Annotated in this window: 16 protein-coding genes; 2 read left to right on the top strand and 14 right to left on the bottom strand. The window is 33.7% G+C overall.

The window, feature by feature from the left end; genetic code table 11:
- Nucleotides 1-450 precede the first annotated feature (450 nt).
- From AR685_RS12590 to AR685_RS12560, 7 genes are all read right to left on the bottom strand, one after another.
- On the bottom strand, nt 451-2,607 hold the full coding sequence (locus tag AR685_RS12590; protein ID WP_059124782.1) for an outer membrane beta-barrel protein: 2,157 nt from the start codon (nt 2,605-2,607) through the stop codon (nt 451-453).
- A gap of 211 nt (nt 2,608-2,818) precedes the next feature.
- Nucleotides 2,819-4,819, bottom strand: a complete 2,001-nt coding sequence (locus AR685_RS12585) for an LTA synthase family protein (RefSeq protein WP_059124781.1) — start codon at nt 4,817-4,819, stop codon at nt 2,819-2,821.
- Between the two features lie 56 nt (nt 4,820-4,875).
- On the bottom strand, nt 4,876-6,162 hold the full coding sequence (locus AR685_RS12580) for a sensor histidine kinase (protein ID WP_059124780.1): 1,287 nt from the start codon (nt 6,160-6,162) through the stop codon (nt 4,876-4,878).
- Nucleotides 6,163-6,256: 94 nt separating this feature from the next.
- Nucleotides 6,257-6,934, bottom strand: a complete 678-nt coding sequence (locus tag AR685_RS12575; protein ID WP_059124779.1) for a response regulator transcription factor — start codon at nt 6,932-6,934, stop codon at nt 6,257-6,259.
- Nucleotides 6,935-7,145: 211 nt separating this feature from the next.
- Nucleotides 7,146-7,409, bottom strand: coding sequence for a hypothetical protein (locus tag AR685_RS12570; RefSeq protein WP_047445839.1), 264 nt, complete (start codon nt 7,407-7,409; stop codon nt 7,146-7,148).
- Between the two features lie 31 nt (nt 7,410-7,440).
- Nucleotides 7,441-7,776: a peptidyl-tRNA hydrolase gene (locus AR685_RS12565; RefSeq protein WP_047445838.1), complete on the bottom strand. Its 336-nt coding sequence runs from the start codon at nt 7,774-7,776 to the stop codon at nt 7,441-7,443.
- Nucleotides 7,777-7,812: 36 nt separating this feature from the next.
- Nucleotides 7,813-9,000 (bottom strand): PQQ-binding-like beta-propeller repeat protein, encoded by a 1,188-nt coding sequence (locus tag AR685_RS12560; RefSeq protein ID WP_059124778.1) that lies wholly within the window; start codon nt 8,998-9,000, stop codon nt 7,813-7,815.
- Nucleotides 9,001-9,648: 648 nt separating this feature from the next.
- Between AR685_RS12560 and AR685_RS12555 the strand changes: the two genes are divergently transcribed.
- Nucleotides 9,649-10,116, top strand: coding sequence for a hypothetical protein (locus tag AR685_RS12555; protein WP_131777628.1), 468 nt, complete (start codon nt 9,649-9,651; stop codon nt 10,114-10,116).
- Between the two features lie 22 nt (nt 10,117-10,138).
- Here AR685_RS12555 and AR685_RS12550 read toward each other — a convergent pair whose 3' ends face one another.
- Nucleotides 10,139-10,573 (bottom strand): hypothetical protein, encoded by a 435-nt coding sequence (locus tag AR685_RS12550; RefSeq protein WP_131777626.1) that lies wholly within the window; start codon nt 10,571-10,573, stop codon nt 10,139-10,141.
- Between the two features lie 223 nt (nt 10,574-10,796).
- Between AR685_RS12550 and xth the strand changes: the two genes are divergently transcribed.
- Nucleotides 10,797-11,573, top strand: coding sequence for an exodeoxyribonuclease III (xth, locus tag AR685_RS12545; RefSeq protein WP_059124777.1), 777 nt, complete (start codon nt 10,797-10,799; stop codon nt 11,571-11,573).
- 86 nt (nt 11,574-11,659) lie between these two features.
- Here the strand turns inward: xth and AR685_RS12540 are convergent, their stop codons facing one another.
- From AR685_RS12540 to AR685_RS12515, 6 genes are all read right to left on the bottom strand, one after another.
- Nucleotides 11,660-13,117: an OmpA family protein gene (locus AR685_RS12540; RefSeq protein ID WP_059124776.1), complete on the bottom strand. Its 1,458-nt coding sequence runs from the start codon at nt 13,115-13,117 to the stop codon at nt 11,660-11,662.
- A 553-nt stretch (nt 13,118-13,670) separates the two neighbouring features.
- Entirely contained in the window at nt 13,671-13,865 is a 195-nt protein-coding gene (locus AR685_RS12535; RefSeq protein WP_047445827.1) for a cold-shock protein, read from the bottom strand.
- 78 nt (nt 13,866-13,943) lie between these two features.
- Nucleotides 13,944-14,588, bottom strand: a complete 645-nt coding sequence (locus AR685_RS12530; protein WP_047445933.1) for a DEAD/DEAH box helicase — start codon at nt 14,586-14,588, stop codon at nt 13,944-13,946.
- A gap of 121 nt (nt 14,589-14,709) precedes the next feature.
- A complete protein-coding gene (locus AR685_RS12525; RefSeq protein ID WP_059124775.1) occupies nt 14,710-14,979 on the bottom strand; it encodes a hypothetical protein in 270 nt (89 codons plus the stop codon).
- Nucleotides 14,980-15,348: 369 nt separating this feature from the next.
- Entirely contained in the window at nt 15,349-15,909 is a 561-nt protein-coding gene (locus AR685_RS12520) for a helix-turn-helix domain-containing protein (protein WP_082671933.1), read from the bottom strand.
- Between the two features lie 500 nt (nt 15,910-16,409).
- The gene (locus AR685_RS12515; RefSeq protein WP_059124774.1) at nt 16,410-17,921 is read right to left on the bottom strand and encodes an acyl-CoA dehydrogenase family protein; all 1,512 of its coding nucleotides are present in this window, start codon (nt 17,919-17,921) and stop codon (nt 16,410-16,412) included.
- Between the last annotated feature and the right edge of the window lie 70 nt (nt 17,922-17,991).

Raw genomic sequence — 17,991 nt, 5'->3', positions numbered from 1 at the left:
CTAAAGGCTCTTCTGCGCTACCGAATCTCTCTCGTTTTTCAGTGGGGCAAAAGTAGTACGTTTTCCCCTCTACTTCCAAATATATTTAACATTATGTTTAAATTTAATTCATATTCATCGGTAACTCGCTGAATTCATGTGAGAAAAATTTTGGCAATGTTGACTGATGGATACTGACTATAGGATGTAGGGCGATGGATGATCGTGTGGGAGTGCCGCTACCCCAGCCCCGATAGAAACGGCATCCTTTTTTAGATTCCACAGGCAACGCAGAGCCAATCTAAAAAAGATACAGTGCATAGCGGGTAAAAGCTCCTAGAGAAAAATTGTCAATAATTAATAACTGTAAATTACAGTTAAATCAAAACAAGTGCTTTTAAATGCTTCTATATATATGAATAAAAAAACGGATAATGTTTTCGATTATCCGTTTATATGAAGAGAAAAAAATTATTTTTCGCCGCCGCTGTTTTTTTCAACATCGGTTTTTGTGTTTTCTTTTACTTTCTGGTTCCCGAAGCGTTTTACGAATGTTAAGGAGAAACCGTACCAGTCAGATTTGGTAGAGTTTCTAAAACTCCCAATCTGACTGTATGTCGTTGAATCAAAATTGGGCCTGCCAAAGATGTTCATGAGCTGAAGGCTGAACTCCATCTGTGTTTTTGGAAAAATTTTTGTTGCTGAAATATTATGAAAAACATTGGTGGTGTTGGCATAAGAATTTCCATTATTCTGATTAGATACCTCAACCCATGCGCTTAGATTGATGTTCTTATTAAATAAATTGGTATACGATACATTGGTAGATCCAGCCCAATAGCTCAAGTAGTTTGCTGCTCCCTCAATGCGATTTCTCGTATTGAAATCACTATTATCGAGATAATTCCATCCAAAACCAAAATTCACGTTCAATTTATTTTTTAGAAAAGACTGGTTCGTGTTTGCGAACAAGTAATACTTATGTACTTTACCTACAAAATTTGTTTCTTGGGAAATTATTTTATCCCCTTCGGTTAAATACGCTGTCCAATAATCCTGATTGGTATACATATATCTGGCAGAAAGAAAATACTTCTTTAAAAAACCAAACTTCATATACAGCCTGTCGCTCGGATTTGGGAGAAGATCCATATTCCCGCGGGTATAAAACCCATCGTTTGTGGGCTGCATAAAAGGATTGAATTCGGAATACCACGGTCTCCAAAGATTTCTGTTATAGGTCAGACTTAAATCATATTTATCTGAAAAGGAATATTTAACCAAAATATTGGGCAGAAATGCTCCATAAGAATCTTTTCTCGAGGCTCCGGCAATATCCTGACGGATTTTATAATCAATATGCTCATATCGAATTCCTACTCTGGTTTCTAACTTTTTAAAAAATGTTTTAGAATAGTTGACATAGAGAGAATTGATATTGTCTTCATAATGGAATATATCTTTTGTGCTGAGATCTTCCGGCTGATTTCCATAAAGATCATTGGGAATTACATTATTATTAAAATCCATCTTCCCTCCTACTTCAAGATTTCCTCCCTCCTTCCCAAATGGATGTATGTAATCAATCTTAAGGTAATAATTTCGATTTTCTATATCAGACAGAACTCCGATTTCGTTAACAGAAATCCCGTCAGTGCTTGAAACAGTATTTTTAATGAAATAATTATTATCTGATTGTCCATCATAGTTTGTCCCAAGATTAATATCTAGAATTCTGTTTTTCTCTTTATCGTAATATTTGTAAAAAACATTCGTTCCCAAAGTTCGGTTCAATGTTGAAGAGCTTTGATTCTGATCGTAAGACTGGTCGAAAACACCGTTAATTTGGCGAAAGCCTTCTGCTTCTGAAGAATTACTCCGTTTACCTTGGTACATTTCTAGAATCACGCCCATTGTGTTTTTATCATTAATTTCGAATTCTGATGTAGAGGAAAGTGAAGGGTTTTTACCTTTATAAACAATGTACGTACGACCATCTGTTACAATATTATTTTCATAAACCGTATTCAAAAATGAATTTCTCTGAACAAAAGTATTGTCACTGTAACTTCCTATCAGAGTCTGTGTAAACTTCTTTTTATGATAGTTTAAATTTAAATTGGTGTACTGGGAATTTTGTGTATTCTGTCTGTTGTTGAATGTGACACTTCCTTTCATCCCTTCATCATCACGTTTTTTCAAAACGATGTTAATTACAGAACCAGTAGCTTCATATCTTGCAGAGGGACTCGTGATCACCTCAATTTTCATTAAATTATCAGCCGGGATGGTCTGCAGATATTCTTTCAGTTCTTTTCCTGTAAAAACAGATTTCCTGTCGTTGATATATACCGTTACAGATTCTCCTTCTGCTTTCAGAGCGTCATAATTATCTACACTCAGGAGAGGTGTCATTCTCAAAACATCCCAGGTTGTATTTCCTGCAAGAATAGAAGAATTTGCCACATTAAAAACCGTACGGTCTACTTTTGATTCTACGGTTGGCTTTTTATAGGTTAAAGTGACGGCTTCAATTTCTTTTTCTTTGGATTTTAAAGTATCTTTTTTTGTCTGAGCAAAACCGAGAGTTCCTATTAATAATATGATTGGTGCTAAAATGGTTTTCATTTAAAACTAAGTTTTTCTACCAATAAGACACCAATAGGGGAATATTTGTTACATTTATTAAGTGTTAAATTAAGTTAATTTAAAAACACATAGCCAACTTATTAGATATCAAGCGAATAAGACTTTATACCAATTTAGTAAAACACTTATCACCGCCTGAAAGCCAAAAAATTTTAACCTAATTAAAAAAAAGACAAATAAATTTTAAAGCTTATTTATTTTTCTTTCCTTCCTTCATTCTTCCATTTTTGAATCTTTCGCTAGCCGTCTGATAATATGAATTAGTTTCTGAAACTAAAGAATGATTCATGGAAGGAGCTTCGGATAGTGATTGATCTTTTCCTGAAACACTAAACTGTTTTACTCTTTTTCTGTCATCTATTTGCGTGAAGACATTTCTTTTCAACATTCCTAATGTTCGATAGTTTCCCAGAAAAGCTCGTTCCTCTCCTGGTTTGGTTTGATTTATATCCTTCCCATACAAACTGGTGTTGTAACTCCACCCCAAATATCCGAATAGTGTCGGCATCAAATCTATCTGTGAAGTGAGGCGGTAGATTTTCTCTACTTTTTGATGAGGAAGATTGTAAATAATGGCTGGAATATGATGTTTGGCAATGTTTATTTCCCACTTGCCTGCGCTACTTGCACAGTGATCAGCAACAATTACAAAAACGGTATTTTTAAACCAAGGTTTCACTTTTGCTTCTTCAATGAATTTTCCTAATGCATAATCAGTATATTTCACGGCACCGTTTCTATCACCTTGGGGAAGGTTTATTTTTCCTTTCGGGAAAGTGTAAGGTTTATGATTGGAAGTTGTCATTACAAACTGAAAAAAAGGCTTGTTTTCTTTTGCACTTTTATCAGCATACTTTATAGACTGTCTGTAGAGGTCCTCATCACAAATTCCCCACGCATTTTCAAAGGTAACTTCTTTATCTTTAATTTGAAATCTTTCGGTTTTAATGTCGTCTGACAAAGGATTTCCTCGGTCTCTGTCGACAATATCAAAACCCTGACCTCCAAAAAAGTTATTCATATTATCAAAATAGCCGTCGCCTCCATAAATAAAATACGGCTGATAATTTTTTGCTCTTACAATCGTTGAAACCGAAAATAAATTCTGATTATTAGGTCTTCTCACGATACTGTTCCCCGGTGTTGGTGGCACAGATAAAGTAAGTGCTTCCATTCCTCTGACGGTTCTGGTTCCGGTGGCATATAAATTGGTAAAAAAGATGCTTTCGTCAGCAAGTTTGTCGTAATTGGGTGTGATATTATCCTTGTTTCCAAATGCTTTTAAAAATTCTCCACTGAAGCTTTCTATCGTGATCAGTATAATATTGGGTTTCTGTTCATGAATGCTTTGTGTAATTCTGGAAATATCATCGTATTTATTTGTAATAAATTTCTGATTTTGCTGTAAGAGATTATTTCTCAAAACCGAATATGCATCTTTATCACATATTTTAGGGTAAAATGTTTCATAATCTAATTCGTTTGACTGATATGCTGAAACAAAAGAGAACGCCCCATTTTTCCCCAGTTCATTCACCACAAGATTATTGCTAAAATCTGCCTGCTTGTTTTTCATTACAAGTCCCAAGACTGAACCTAAAATCACAACAGGAACTGCAAAAACAAAACGATGGCGAAGAGAACTTTTACCTGCAAAGGTATTTTTGAAAATACTAAGCTTTTTAAATACAATAAAAGTAAACACGATTAATCCTAATAAAACAACTGCCACCAATGGTAGAGGATAAGACTGGTTGATATTTTCAAAAACTTCATAGGTATAAATGAGATAATCGACTGCAATAAAATTGAATCTCACGCCAAATTCGTCCCAGAAAGGAATTTCTGCCAAAAGACTGAAGTAAATAATGATAAAAAGTAAAGCTAAATGAGAGTAAGTAAAACATTGGTCAAAAAAAGAACCAATCCATCTTTTTGGAAAAATCAGAAGATAAGTAGCATACAAAACCAAAAATAATAAGCCCATGGTGAGATCAAACATAAATCCTGTGAAAAACGCTCTCAGGATATCAAGTACATTACCATCTATGTCTTTTGCAGACCAGACCAACAGTAGGATTCTTATTACCAACGAAAAAAGAATGTATAAACTTAAAACACTGAATAATGCAGAAAACCTCCCACCAAAGATCTTCTTAACCAATCTTGCATAACCTTTTTTTGAATTCATATTTACCCGTTAAAAACGTGTAAAGAAACAATCCAATTTAGAAGAAATTTTGAACTTTAAAAACGAACAGAAAAAATGTGATGCTGTTTTTCAAATTGATAACTAATGCTCCAGTTTTGGAATTTGCAAATTTCACTGATAATTGCTAAACCCAGACCACTTCCTTTGCTGCCTTGAGAAAGTTTAGAAAATCTTTTAAACAGTAATTCGGCATCAAGAGACTCAGTCCCAGAATTCGTAATTTCAAAAACACAATCTGTAAGTCGTATAGAAATAAAACCCTTTGTTAAGGTATGACGAATCGCATTCAGTATCAGGTTATTGATGAGCACTTCCGTCAGGCCGCTGTTTCCATTTACTTGAACGTCAGACATTATGTTTTTTTTGACAGAAATATTTTTGTGCTCAAAATGTTCCTGCAAAAGTTCCAGACTTTGATGAAGTAATCCTGTAAACAAAAAAGTCTCAGAACTATCAAATTGGCTATTATCAATTTTTGCAAGAAGTAAAAGGTTTTTATTTATCCTTGAACTTCTAGACAATGCTCTGTTCATTTCTTCAGTGATCTCGTACTGTTTTTCTGTAAGATCCTCATTTTGTAAAAGAATATCAAGCTTATTTTTCAGAATCGCCAAAGGCGTTTGTAATTCATGGGAAGCATTTTCTGTAAACTCTTTCTGTGTTTTGTAAACTGAAATATTTTGTTCTATTAATTTGCTTAATGAACTATTTAATTCATCAAATTCTTTAATATCCGTTTCATTGAATTCAATTTTGGTCTGCTGGTTAAGACTAAATGTTTTGAGTTTATCTAACGTTTGATTGAATGGCTTCCAAACTGATTTAGATAACTTTCTATTTAAAATTAACAAACCCGCTACAATCAAAAGAAAGAGCATTACACTAGTTGCAGATATGAAGAAAATAGTTTCCTGAGATTCTTCAATATTTGTTTCTATGCGAAACCTGAAAGGCTTTTCGTTAAGGTAAATGATTGTGGAAAGCGCTCTAAATCTGTCTATTTTTTCAAAATCAAGAAACTTGTGAGGTCTTTCTATAATGAAAACACTGTCTTGATAATTATCTTTTTTTTTCAGACTTTGAATAGTTGTACTTGGCTGCATCTCATTCCAAAATCGTATCGTTTCTAGAAGTTTATGGTCTTCTAAATTCAAACTGTTGAGATGAGATGCTGTTTTTTCTGCCACAATCTCGTTATGCTCATCTAGCTCGTGCTTCCATATTGCGTCCACGACCAAATAGTACACTGGAACACTGATGGCCAGAATAATAAGGACATAAATAATGAAGGGCTTTGTAATTTTGCTGAGTAGGGGCTGCAAGATGGATACTAATTATTTTATGTACATATTTTAGATAAATTTAAAGATATTTCCTCAATTAAATAGTAATAGCCAGTCTTTTAATAAATCATTACTATTGTGAAACCCATTTATAACCCGTTCCGTAAATGGTTTTCAGATCATGGTCGCAACCTGCATCATACAGTTTTTTCTTGAGATTTTTGACGTGGGCGTAGACAAAGTCATGATTGTCAAGCATATCTGCAAAATCTCCTGAAAGATGCTCTGCCAATGTACTTTTTGAAATCACTTTATTTTTGTTTCCGATGAAATAGAGAAGCAAATCCAATTCTTTTTTGGTAAGGGCAATTACCTGATTTTTGACCGAAACAGTTTTAGCCAGAAGATCGATTTCCAATTCGTTCTGTTTGACAATATTGGAATTGCTGAACTGTTTTCTCCGGATGATAGAGTAAATCCGTGCCATCAGTTCAGACAGATGAAAAGGCTTGGTCAAATAGTCATCTGCGCCCAGCTGAAGTCCTTTAACCTTATCTTCCAGCGCATTTTTTGCCGACACAATGATGACTCCATCCTGCTTATTCTGTTTTTTCAGTTCTTCCAGAATCTTAAGACCATTTCCATCCGGCAGCATAATATCCAACAGAATACAATCGTAATGAAATAGTTCTATCTTGTTCATAGCTTCACTGTAGGTAAGGGCAAACTCACACAGATAGTTTTCTTCAGAAAGGTATTCTGCAATACTTTTTGCCAGTTCGGTTTCGTCTTCTATAATCAGGATTTTCATCAGATTCTTTTTAGGAATGTAAAATATCAATTTTACAATGCAAATTTAAACATACGATTTCGAAGAAATTTTGAATTGATTATCAACAAGTCTTACAATAAACGATCAAAGGCAAGTAAAAGTTTTTTCCTTGGGCTAAAAAAATACATTCTTAGTGAACTATAAATATTTCAAAATTTATTTTCTCTGAATTTAAAAAAAAGACAATTATTTAATAATCGCAGGGTCGCGTATCTTCAGTATCCCGAGCAATCGGAATTCCGTCAGGATCGAGGATCATGGCTTCCTGAATATTTGTTTTGTAAAGTGTAGCTCCACTGGCAATGAGTTTATAGCCGTTTTCATATTCTGTAAAATAACCACTCGGATAGGCAGAATATCCATTTGGTAAAACAACTTTTATCTCATGCTGAAATCCCCAGGCAATTACTTTTTGGTTGAGGATGTAGGTTTGAAATGCTTGGTCAAAGATCATTTTTTTGTCTTTTAAATTATTTTATTAAGTTTTAATCAGCTCGGTTTTCATCCTGATGATTTTGAGGTTTCCACATTTTTAAGAATTTAAATTTTTTGGAGTATTCTATTCTCGGGCAGAATGCCAGACAAACTTCCCGGCCATCTAGGGCAGATTCTGTTAAAAGAATAAAATCATCTTCATCTTTAAGTTTTTCAAATTCATTTTCTTGGGTAACACAAACAACTTTTTTAAATATTCCATTGATCCATCTTATCATATTATCATTGGTCTCAAATTTTTTGTAACAAGCCAAGGAAGCATGAGCGGTGATCACAGGAACCAATTTATCAGGAACGTTATCTTTTACGATAATATACATTTTCATATAATCACTGTTAAATTCAATTTATTCTTTGACTCCTTATTTTTTCTGAATCTCCTCTGCTTTTTCTTTTGCTTTTTTTGCCGCTTTCACTTTTTCTGGATCAGGTTGATCGCATCTCAAACGATCATGTATTGCTTTGTCACGTTTTATTTTTCTGTCGAGTTCCTCATCCGGTTCAAAATCCAGTTTATAAAGTTGTCCGTCATTTTTTGAGATCAGCCAAATTGTTTTTTGATCTACAATCAGCTGATGCGGTCGCCATTTGTTTAAATAAACATTCCGCACTACCTTTTCTTTTTTAATATCGAAATGAATTAGATGATTTTGATGAACAAACCAGAGTTGCTTGTTATCAGTATCTAAAATTGTACTGAGTGCATCATTTTCATATTCTTCAGTTGGAACAACGGTTTCTAGATCAACCTGAAGTTTTTTATTTCCATTTTTACCGATTACAGTCAAATATTTTTCACTCAGTAAAAAAGTATAGTCTTTATTGATTTCTGTTTTAAAATCTGTATTTGAAAGCTGGTGTTTCTTTAAAAATTCTTTTGTGATTTCTTTTCCGTTGTGAGTAAGGAATTCATATTTTTTTGCAGATACTTTTTCGTCGTCAACGTACGTATGAACTTTCGATTTTGATGCAAGCAAATTCCCTTTATAATCCATTTCAATCCAATAATCATCTTCTGCCTTTACTATGATTTTATTATTTAAATAGACGGGTTGAAAATCAATTCCGTGCCCGATATTCCTGCTCCATAACGGTTTATTTTCCTGTAGATCATAAGCTACAAACTTACCGCCGTCTGAAAGTGCAGTAACATACATGATCGTATTGATAAAATACGGTTTTGAATGTAACGACTCTAAATCTAACCGCCTGATAATTTCGCCGGTATTGATATCATACTGTGCCACACGTCTTATCTGTCCATCATAATAACCATAAAGAAATGAATCATTAAAAAAATGCGGTTTTGTATCTGATCTCCAACCAACTTCCTTTTCCCATACAGGCTTTAAATTTTCTTTATTGATACAGTAGATGGTGTAATTACCGGCGCTGTAGATTATTTTATTACCAGCAAGAATTATGGAACCTCTAACAGATTCGCCTGGCTGATAGCCAACAGGAAATTCAGATGAATACATCTCGGTCTGTGCAAAAAGTGATGCAGCCAGAAAAATGAGGGCATATTTAAAAGGAAATAAATAATTCATTTGCAAATATCATCACCAATAATGGATCATGACAATTCAAAATTACATAAATAAGATGATACGAAAAATCCCCCAAAAGGAGTACTTTATGCAAATGAAATAATATTATTTAAAATTAATTGCAGTATTTAAGAAACTCAAATATAACATAAAAAGAAATCCCCGAACTTCTTCGGGGATAAAAACTAATAACCATGAAAACTCAATTAAACATGAGTGCTATACTGCATTGAAAAATTGTGCCAAAAGAGATTTCTTATCGGTTTTTAACATTATTTAATAGTACATATTTTAGTTAAAATCATAAGTACATTGAAAATTAAAGTATAACGATTTTAGAAAAATCATTGATATTTCATTATTCATTCGGATCCTTTCAGCATCAAACAATTCTTTTGATTAAAATGTTGATTGTTATTGAAAATCCCCTTCTAAAAATGCCTTCAGAATCAATATATAATACTCTAAAGATTATATTCTATAGACATTATATTTCACGTCAATAATACTACATACTGACATGAAAAAAATTTATGCTATTTTGAAATCTATCCATCATTGTAAACGTGTATATTTGCGAAAATAATTTATATTAAAAGATACAGAGATATCAAGATGCAGAATTATGACTTTCCCAAACTAATCCCAATGACCAGCTTTGTTATAGATTACTATTCTCACGAGGGATATGCAGATCTGCAGACTTTACAACTCATGAAAAACTATGCTAATTTTCTCAAGCAACCGTTAGCATTATGGATGTTCGTACCTACCGATTCTAAGGGTGAACTTTTAAAAGAACCTGAAGACTATGACTTTTGGAGAAATGTAGATTCAAAAGCTAAAAAAGATCTCACCATATCAGAATCCAGTAAAATCGTACAATTTAAAGCCTATGAAAAGGCTAGAAAAAAAATTCTTTTTGAAGGTTTTAAGGTGGGCTACAATGGCTATTCTGTTGTAAGAATTGTTGCATCGTATGATGATTCAATTGAGCTGTCTTTCAAGAAAGACAACTTCAACAACCAAATGATAGACGATGTAGAATCTCTTACGAAATACAACGAAATTTATCTGAGTGCACTATCCTTAAAATCTATCGGAATAAACCCGTAGCTTAATTAACGGTTGATACCATTTAAAAAGTACGTGTAGAATTTCCGGCATATTTTCTAGAAACATGTTGAGAATGGAAATTATAATACGTATGATAAAGATCTTTGAAGTAAAGATCAGACTCAATTTCAGGTATCTCAAAGGTAGATTGATTGTGTTCAGTCTTAGAATGAAGTGAACGATGAGAGGTTTGCAACGTTTTTTTTGCTTTAACGCAGTGACAATATTTTTGATCTTGAGTTATGTGATCTGCAAAATCTAAGATTCTCACTTCAACATCCTCCAGTTGCGTTTTTTTTTCAAAAGTTTTGTGATCTAAAGTAAACCATGGTTCGCCATGATAGAAAAAGTGATCAATAACATCGGGATGATTCAGGTGTTTTTTTTCAGCGGGTGTTGCTGAGCAGTATCCGTTACAATTTGAGCAAAAAGCAACATTAATAGAAATCGACATCATAATTTTTTGTTTTTGGATTGTACCTTTACATATCAGAATGCATGCCATTAAAGCCTTACTTATAGAGAAAAGTTGAACATTTTTCCTTTTAAATCAAGCTCTACTTTATTTGCCTAAAAAATTATTAGAATATTAATGGCAAAAGTAAACTGGTTTACAGTTACAGTTAATTTTTGATGGAATAATCTTTGTCTGAATACCTATCTATTAAATAAAGTATCTTATGAAAATTGCTACATATAATGTTAACGGTGTCAACGGCCGGTTGCCTGTTTTATTGAAATGGCTGAAAGAAGCAAAACCTGATATCGTCTGTCTGCAGGAATTAAAATGTCCTCAAGAAAAATTTCCAGTTGATGAAATTAGCAAAGCCGGATATCATGCAATCTGGAAAGGCCAGAAAAGATGGAATGGTGTGGCAATACTCTCAAAAAATCATGAGATAACAGAAGTTCAAAACTCACTGCCTGGAAATCCTGAAGATCTTCAAAGCCGTTACATTGAGGCTATTATTGACCAAATGGTGATATGCTGCCTCTATCTTCCCAACGGAAATCCTTATCCGGGAGAAAAATTTGACTATAAACTGTCTTGGATTAGACGTTTTAAAAGAAGAAGCAATCAATTGATAAAGATGGAACTTCCTGCACTATTAATTGGAGATTTTAATATTATCCCGACTGAAAAAGATACTTATAAACCGGAGAAATTAGTAAATGATGCTCTCTTCAGGGTAGAAGTACGAAAAGCATTTAAAGAACTGGAGAAACAAGGATGGCTTGATTCCATCCGAAAAATATATCCTGATGAAACAATTTATACATTTTGGGATTATCTCTATAAGGCTTATGATAGAGATGCGGGAATGCGTCTTGATCATATTTTGGTCAGTCCATACTTGGCAGACCTCGTTGTGAATGCGGGTGTTGACAAATATGTACGCAGCTGGGATAAAACAAGTGATCATGTACCTGTGTGGGTTGAACTGAAAAATAAGTAACTACAACTCTTTCGATTCTTTTCTTAAAATTAAAAAAGTCATGCAGATGCATGACTTCTTAAGTTTTTGAATATATATAAAAGCGATTATTTAGCTTCGAAATACACTCTTCTGTTTGCTCTGTTTTTCCATTCTGGACACTTTGAAGCAGGATCACATTCAGGATATTTCAAGTCTTTCTTACCTCTACCTAATGCATCAAGTTTAGTAGCCTCTACTCCGTTTTTAATCAGGTAATTTTTCACACTGCTTGCTCTCTTTTCAGATAAAGTCTGATTATACTTTTCAGAACCTGTAGTATCAGTAGTTCCAATTACTGTGTAAGAACCATTAGAAGAGTTGATATAATTAACAGCATTATTCAAAATTGGTGTATTTGAAGGTAAAATTCTGTCAGAATTTAAATCAAATTCAATTCCGTCTAATTTTGTCTCAGATTCTGTTACAGTTCCTGAATTTGTAGTTGTTGTAGGGCATCCGTTATTTTCTACAGGTCCAGCAACAGTTACGCATTTATCATAAAGATCAATAACACCGTCCATATCAACATCTAATGCTACACCAGAACCGTCAACTCTAGCACCTGCAGGAGTATCAAGCTGTCTGTCCCAGTCATCGCAAACACCGTCATTGTCAGCATCTCCTTTTTTACAAACTTCAACATCCTGATTCTTTTCAGCCAAAACATCTAGTTTATAGTAAATTTCTTGTAAAGGGTCATGCCACATCAAGTGAGAATCATGCTTACCTAATTTCACTGAAAGACCAAGTGTTGCATTAAAAAAGTTGTCAGAAACCTGATCTTCTCTCATGTTGATTGCACTGTAAGGTGCTCCGCCACCGTCAAATTGGTCATCTGTAGTTACCACATACATTACTCTTCCTTCAAGGTCAAGTCTGTTGTTGATCTTATACTTAAGACCTGCTCCCGCTTGTCCGAAGAAATCCAAGGTTTTAAAAGGTTTGATTTCCGTCATTAATCTCTGCCCTGTCTCATCTTTCAAATAGGCTCTGTATGCTATAGTACCAAAACCAGCGTAACCATGTAATGCCCATCTGTAAGGTGATTTATTGTCTACACGTCTCATCAGATTAGAAAAATTAATATCTCCTAAAATTGAGATTGCATCGTACTGCGTTCTTGCACCCTGTTGCCCGTTTGCCGCTGCATTAGCAGGCGCTGCATCTTTTGTGTTGAAATAACCTTGTCTCGTTTCTCCACGGTCATATTGCAGATTAAGTCCAAAAGCATGTGTAATCGCTTTATCAACACTAACGTACGCTGAATAACCAATAAGATTTTTTCCGTTTCCGTTTTTTATTGATGTTAAATCAGCAGATTGCATCAACGGTACACCAGCACCGAATGACACTGCCCAGTCATTAAATCTTTTAGAAGATTGTGTAAACTTGCTTACATTGGCAGAACCCGAACTAAAAGTGTTAGGATATTCTCCTGTTGACACTACTTGTAAACTGTCTTGAGCAAATGTCGTCAAAGGCAACGATAATGCTAATGAAAAAATTGCTAAACTTAATTTCATATTATATTATTATAAATTATTATTTTTTGTTAAAACGTAAATCAATATAAGATGACTTACTATATATCTAAAGAACCCATCTAAGACTGCCTTCCGCAGGCTATATCCCGTAGGTTTACATTGACTCGCAATTTCTGTACCAAAAAAGAAAGAAGAAAAACCCAAAAAAGATTTGACAAGAATAAACTAAGTAAAATAAAAGCTTCAAAAGTTCATGCAGAAATCCATAACTACCTAAAAATTAGAAACTTTTAAGAAGAATAAAACCAGCATTGAAGTTTAGTAAAAAATTAAAAATTTTTATATTAATTAAAATTAATATGGAATGAGTTTAAACAACATTTGCACTATTCTGTGAAAAATATAAAATAAACTCCCGAAGCTGTGCTGATTTTACGCAGTTGTTTGCCAATCCACCTAATTGGTTTTTCTAGACTTAAAGACTACACTCTACGTATTTTTAAAACTTGTACGCTTTTTCTTTCGGCTTCTATTATGGGTAAAAAAAAGCTGCTTCTTTCGAAACAGCTTTCTTTAACGATATGTATATCGATTATGCAAGTCTTACGTTAACTGCATTTAATCCTTTTTCGCTTTTTTCTACGTCAAAAACTACTTTATCATTCTCACGAATCATTTTAGTGTTTAATCCTGAAGAATGTACAAAAATGTCTTGTCCTCCTTCTGCTGGAGAGATAAATCCGAAACCTTTTGTTTCGTTAAAAAATTTTACTGTGCCTTGTTGCATTGTATTGGTATTAAAAATTGTTTTATTATTATAAGGTCTAATTCTAGATTAAACGTGGTTTAGTCAATATTTCGTTGGTTATGATACCGCTGAATAAGCCGTACTTTTCTTGATTTCTATTACTTTATCAGATATTTTATCAACAAACTTTCTGACGTCATTTGATATTACTGATGAATAAATTATGTTTTGTCTTTTAAGAGGAAGTTTTGTAAGAAGTTTTGTAATCTCAACCTCATTTTTTTCCAGTAAAATTTCAATATCATCTACAATCAAAACTTCTATTTTTGCCAAACTGATGTGCCTCTGATCATCCAATTCAATCAGTTTTTCAGGTGTGGCAATCAGGACATCCAATCTTCTTCTTAATGATGACAGCTGTGTTCCGTTTGAAATACCTTCGTATACTGAGAGTTGCGACAACGGCAGATATTTGGTATACAACTTAAAGTTTTCTTCTATCTCCAGTGCCGTCTCTTTGGTAGGAGTCAAAACTAGTACCCTTGTATCATTGTGATCCGGATTATTCTTTTTCAGCGCCTGTATAATCGGCATTGTAAAAGAAGTCATCCTTTCGGTTCCCCGACTAATTTGGCAGAGTATATCTTTACCATCCAGGATCTGCGGAATGATTTGGGTCTGCAGTTCTGTAGGCATCGGACATCCTGCTTCCGTGGCAGCTCGAATGATGGGATTGATTAAGTTTAGATTCTTAAAACTCATAGTATTTGTTTGCCGAGTGACGGCTTTCTTCATCAAAATTGACTGAGAAACTTTATTAGGTGATCTGGTGAGATCGTTTTTTATAGAAATTTAATATTCTCTATTTATTATTTGTATGAAATTATAATACATCATAATCATCCGAAGGATAATAAAAATAATGCTCTATTGTTTCTTTAGCCGATCCACAAAGCTTAGCAAGCTTATCTAAAGGCTCATTATGAGCAAAAAAACCATCCGGAACCTCTATCAGAAATTCTGAAAGAACCTCTATATTCATAAAACGCATCATCATAAAATCGTTGAGCGAACTGAGTTTGTAATCCTCATTAAATGAAGGCTTGTTCCAGCTGACAGCATCATTGTATTTAAAAAGATGAATGGTCTTCATAGCAGTTAATTTAAAATATATACACTTCAGAATTACTTCTGAAATTTTATTCAAGATGCTATGATGATCAAAAATCTGTTTTTACACAAATGATTTTATCTACAACAGCTCCTGTCACTTTGCTCTAGGGAATTATTATTTTTGAACTCAATAAAGAAAAAAAGAAATTTTCTCAGAAGAACTTTTTTAAAATTCTTAGCATCGAGATTAATGCAAACGTATAACTCTTATATTTCAAAATACTTTCTACGAAACCGCTTTTTTAACTACAAGACAGTCTTCAGGTATTTATTTCACATTACAAAGGTGAACAAAAATCCTGCGAGAGATTTACATAAAAAAATATTCAATTTACATAAATCACATATTTTATAAATCTTCTAGGTTCATTTTCCTTTTTAATTTAAGCTGTTTATAGAAAGAAGGAGCCAAACCTGTGATTTTTTTAAACTGATATGAGAGATGCCCCACACTGCTGTAGTTGAGTTTATAAGCAATTTCTGTAAGATTCAATTCGTTGTAAAGCAGAAGTTCTTTTACTTTTTCTATTTTATTTAAAATAATAAAATGCTGGATGGTATACCCGTTAACTTCAGAGAAAACATTTGAAAGGTAGGTGTAATCATATTCTAATTTCTCACTTAAGTATTCAGAATAATTTTCTTTTGGTTGTTCATCGGCAGTATGAACCATTTCTGTGATTGCATTTCTTATCTTTTCAATTAAAATACTTTTTTTATCATCTAACAGCTCCAGGCCTAGGTGCAGCAATCTTTGCCTTAAAATATCTAGCTTTTCATCACTTATCACTTCCAGAATATCTACTGTTCCCAACTGAACAAGTGCATGAGAGAAACCCAATTTTTCAATTTCTTCCTTCACCATCATCTTGCACCGCAGACTGACCATGTATTTGATGTAAATCCTCATACCTTCTCTTAATGACGGCAATCTGAAAAAATTTATTATATAATTAAAAAGACGACCATATATGAAAAGGTAAGGTACACAATAAATATGAAAATTTGTCTATAAACTTTCAAACTTCAATTATGAACTTGCAAGGAGTTCTTAACGTAAATATAATGCTCATCACATATTTCCAACTGAAAATAATAAATCAAATATTTAGACATAATCAGTATGGTTACTTTAACTCATACTATCTCTGTAACTTGTTTGCTTAAGTGGTGACTGTATTTTAATGATAAAGCCGTGCATTTCAAACCATGATAACTCTTACGGGCATCACAAAGCAAACTTGTAAGACTGATTCCTTCAGCTTTATCAGAAATCAGTGATGTTTACAAAGTGCTCAGAACAATCGTAATTGGCAGAACAAATTAATGTCTAAATTTTTTAAAATTTAAACAAAAAAATCTCCGCAGAAAATTCTGCAGAGAAAATATTATATTGAAAGAATGTTTTGTTTAAACCAAAGACATCCAATTGCTGTTTTCTGAATAATCATCCAAAGGTTTCAGATCCTGATGATGATTCATCGATGCTATCAGAGCAACGATTTCCTGTCTAGTCATTTCTACAGAGTTATCAACCAGTTTTTGGTTAAATCCTGCGTTGCTCAATTCCAGAAGATCATTTACCGTGATGATTCTTGCCACCACTTTACCAAGATCGATCATTTTTCTCTGTGAAATTGCAGTATTGATGGTAAAATCTAAGTTTTGAGTATATAATTTCGCAGCGTTTTCACTTAAGACATTCTGCTGAAGATATTGGCCTACATTTTCAAATTTCTTTTTCTTCATATCTTTCAAAATTCCTTCTGAAATCTGTGTGTACAGCATTTCATTAGAACCTTCAAAGATTTGGAACGGTCGACTGTCCATAATTCCTCTACCTCCGATGTGACTCATTCTGTAACCTTTTCCTCCTGAAAGCTGAACCAAAATCTGTGCAGCTTCCTGCATCATATCTGTAACTAAAGCTTTCATAGAATTGGCATGAACACCTTCTGAGGAAAGGTTATGATCAATTCCGCTGATTTTAGAACTTTTTGCACACATTGCCGAGCATAATGTGAAAAACGATTCTAATCTTGCCAGCTGATATTGTACCTGATCAAGTGCATAAAGATTAGAATTCCCAACAATTCTGGTTCTTGTATGTTCCAAAGCTTCATCAAGCATTCTTTTCAAAAAGCCCATTCCCATCCCCGGGAACTGAAATCTGCTTCTGTGAAGAATATCAAGCATCATTTTAAGACCTGTCGATTCAGGAATCAGTTTATTTGCCTGTGGAACTGTAATATCAATTTTATTAAGGCCGTAAGGAATCATGTATAATCCCGGATTATCATAATATTCTAAAACCTCGATATTTTGCTGTGGCTGATGAGTATCTGCAATGAAGAAGTCTACATCTCTGGAAAGATTTCCTTCTGCATTGGCACTTCTTGAGGTAATTAGCCAATAATTAGCCAAACCTGTTAATCCCTGCCAGTGTTTTGTACCTTTTAGTTCATAAGAATCTCCTTTCAATACATTTTGGGTCTTCATATTCAAAGCATCACTTCCAAAATCAGGTTCTGTGATCATCAGACCACCCATCGCACCATAATCTAAGAAATGCTTAAAGATATTTTCTTTCACAGCTTCATTTCCGTATTTTGCCAATGGCTCAAGGAAAAGTGCAATATTGATCCCAAATGTTAAAGATAATGGCAGAGATTCATAAGATGCAGCAGATAAAATCCCCAGACATTCTTTCACTTTCAATCCACGCCCCCCAAATTCTGACGGCACAGCAACAGATAATGGTTTAAGATTCATGATTTCTTTCCAGACACTTGGCGGTAAACCTCTTGACTGGCTTAGCTGGTCGATATTTTCTCTCTGAAAAAGATGGTGGAGTGAAGTTTTAAAATGATCAAGAAATTCAGGATAAGATTCCCCGGATAACTTGCTTGAAGATTCAGTCATAAAAAATTAAAATATGTGCTGTATGCCATTGATACAACGGGATTACTACATGAAGCGAATGGCACAATTT

The sequence above is a fragment of the Chryseobacterium sp. JAH genome (assembly GCF_001507335.1).
Taxonomy (GTDB): Bacteria; Bacteroidota; Bacteroidia; order Flavobacteriales; family Weeksellaceae; genus Chryseobacterium.
Note: the sequence above shows the minus strand (reverse complement) of the source record. Positions and strands in the feature narration are given on the sequence as shown.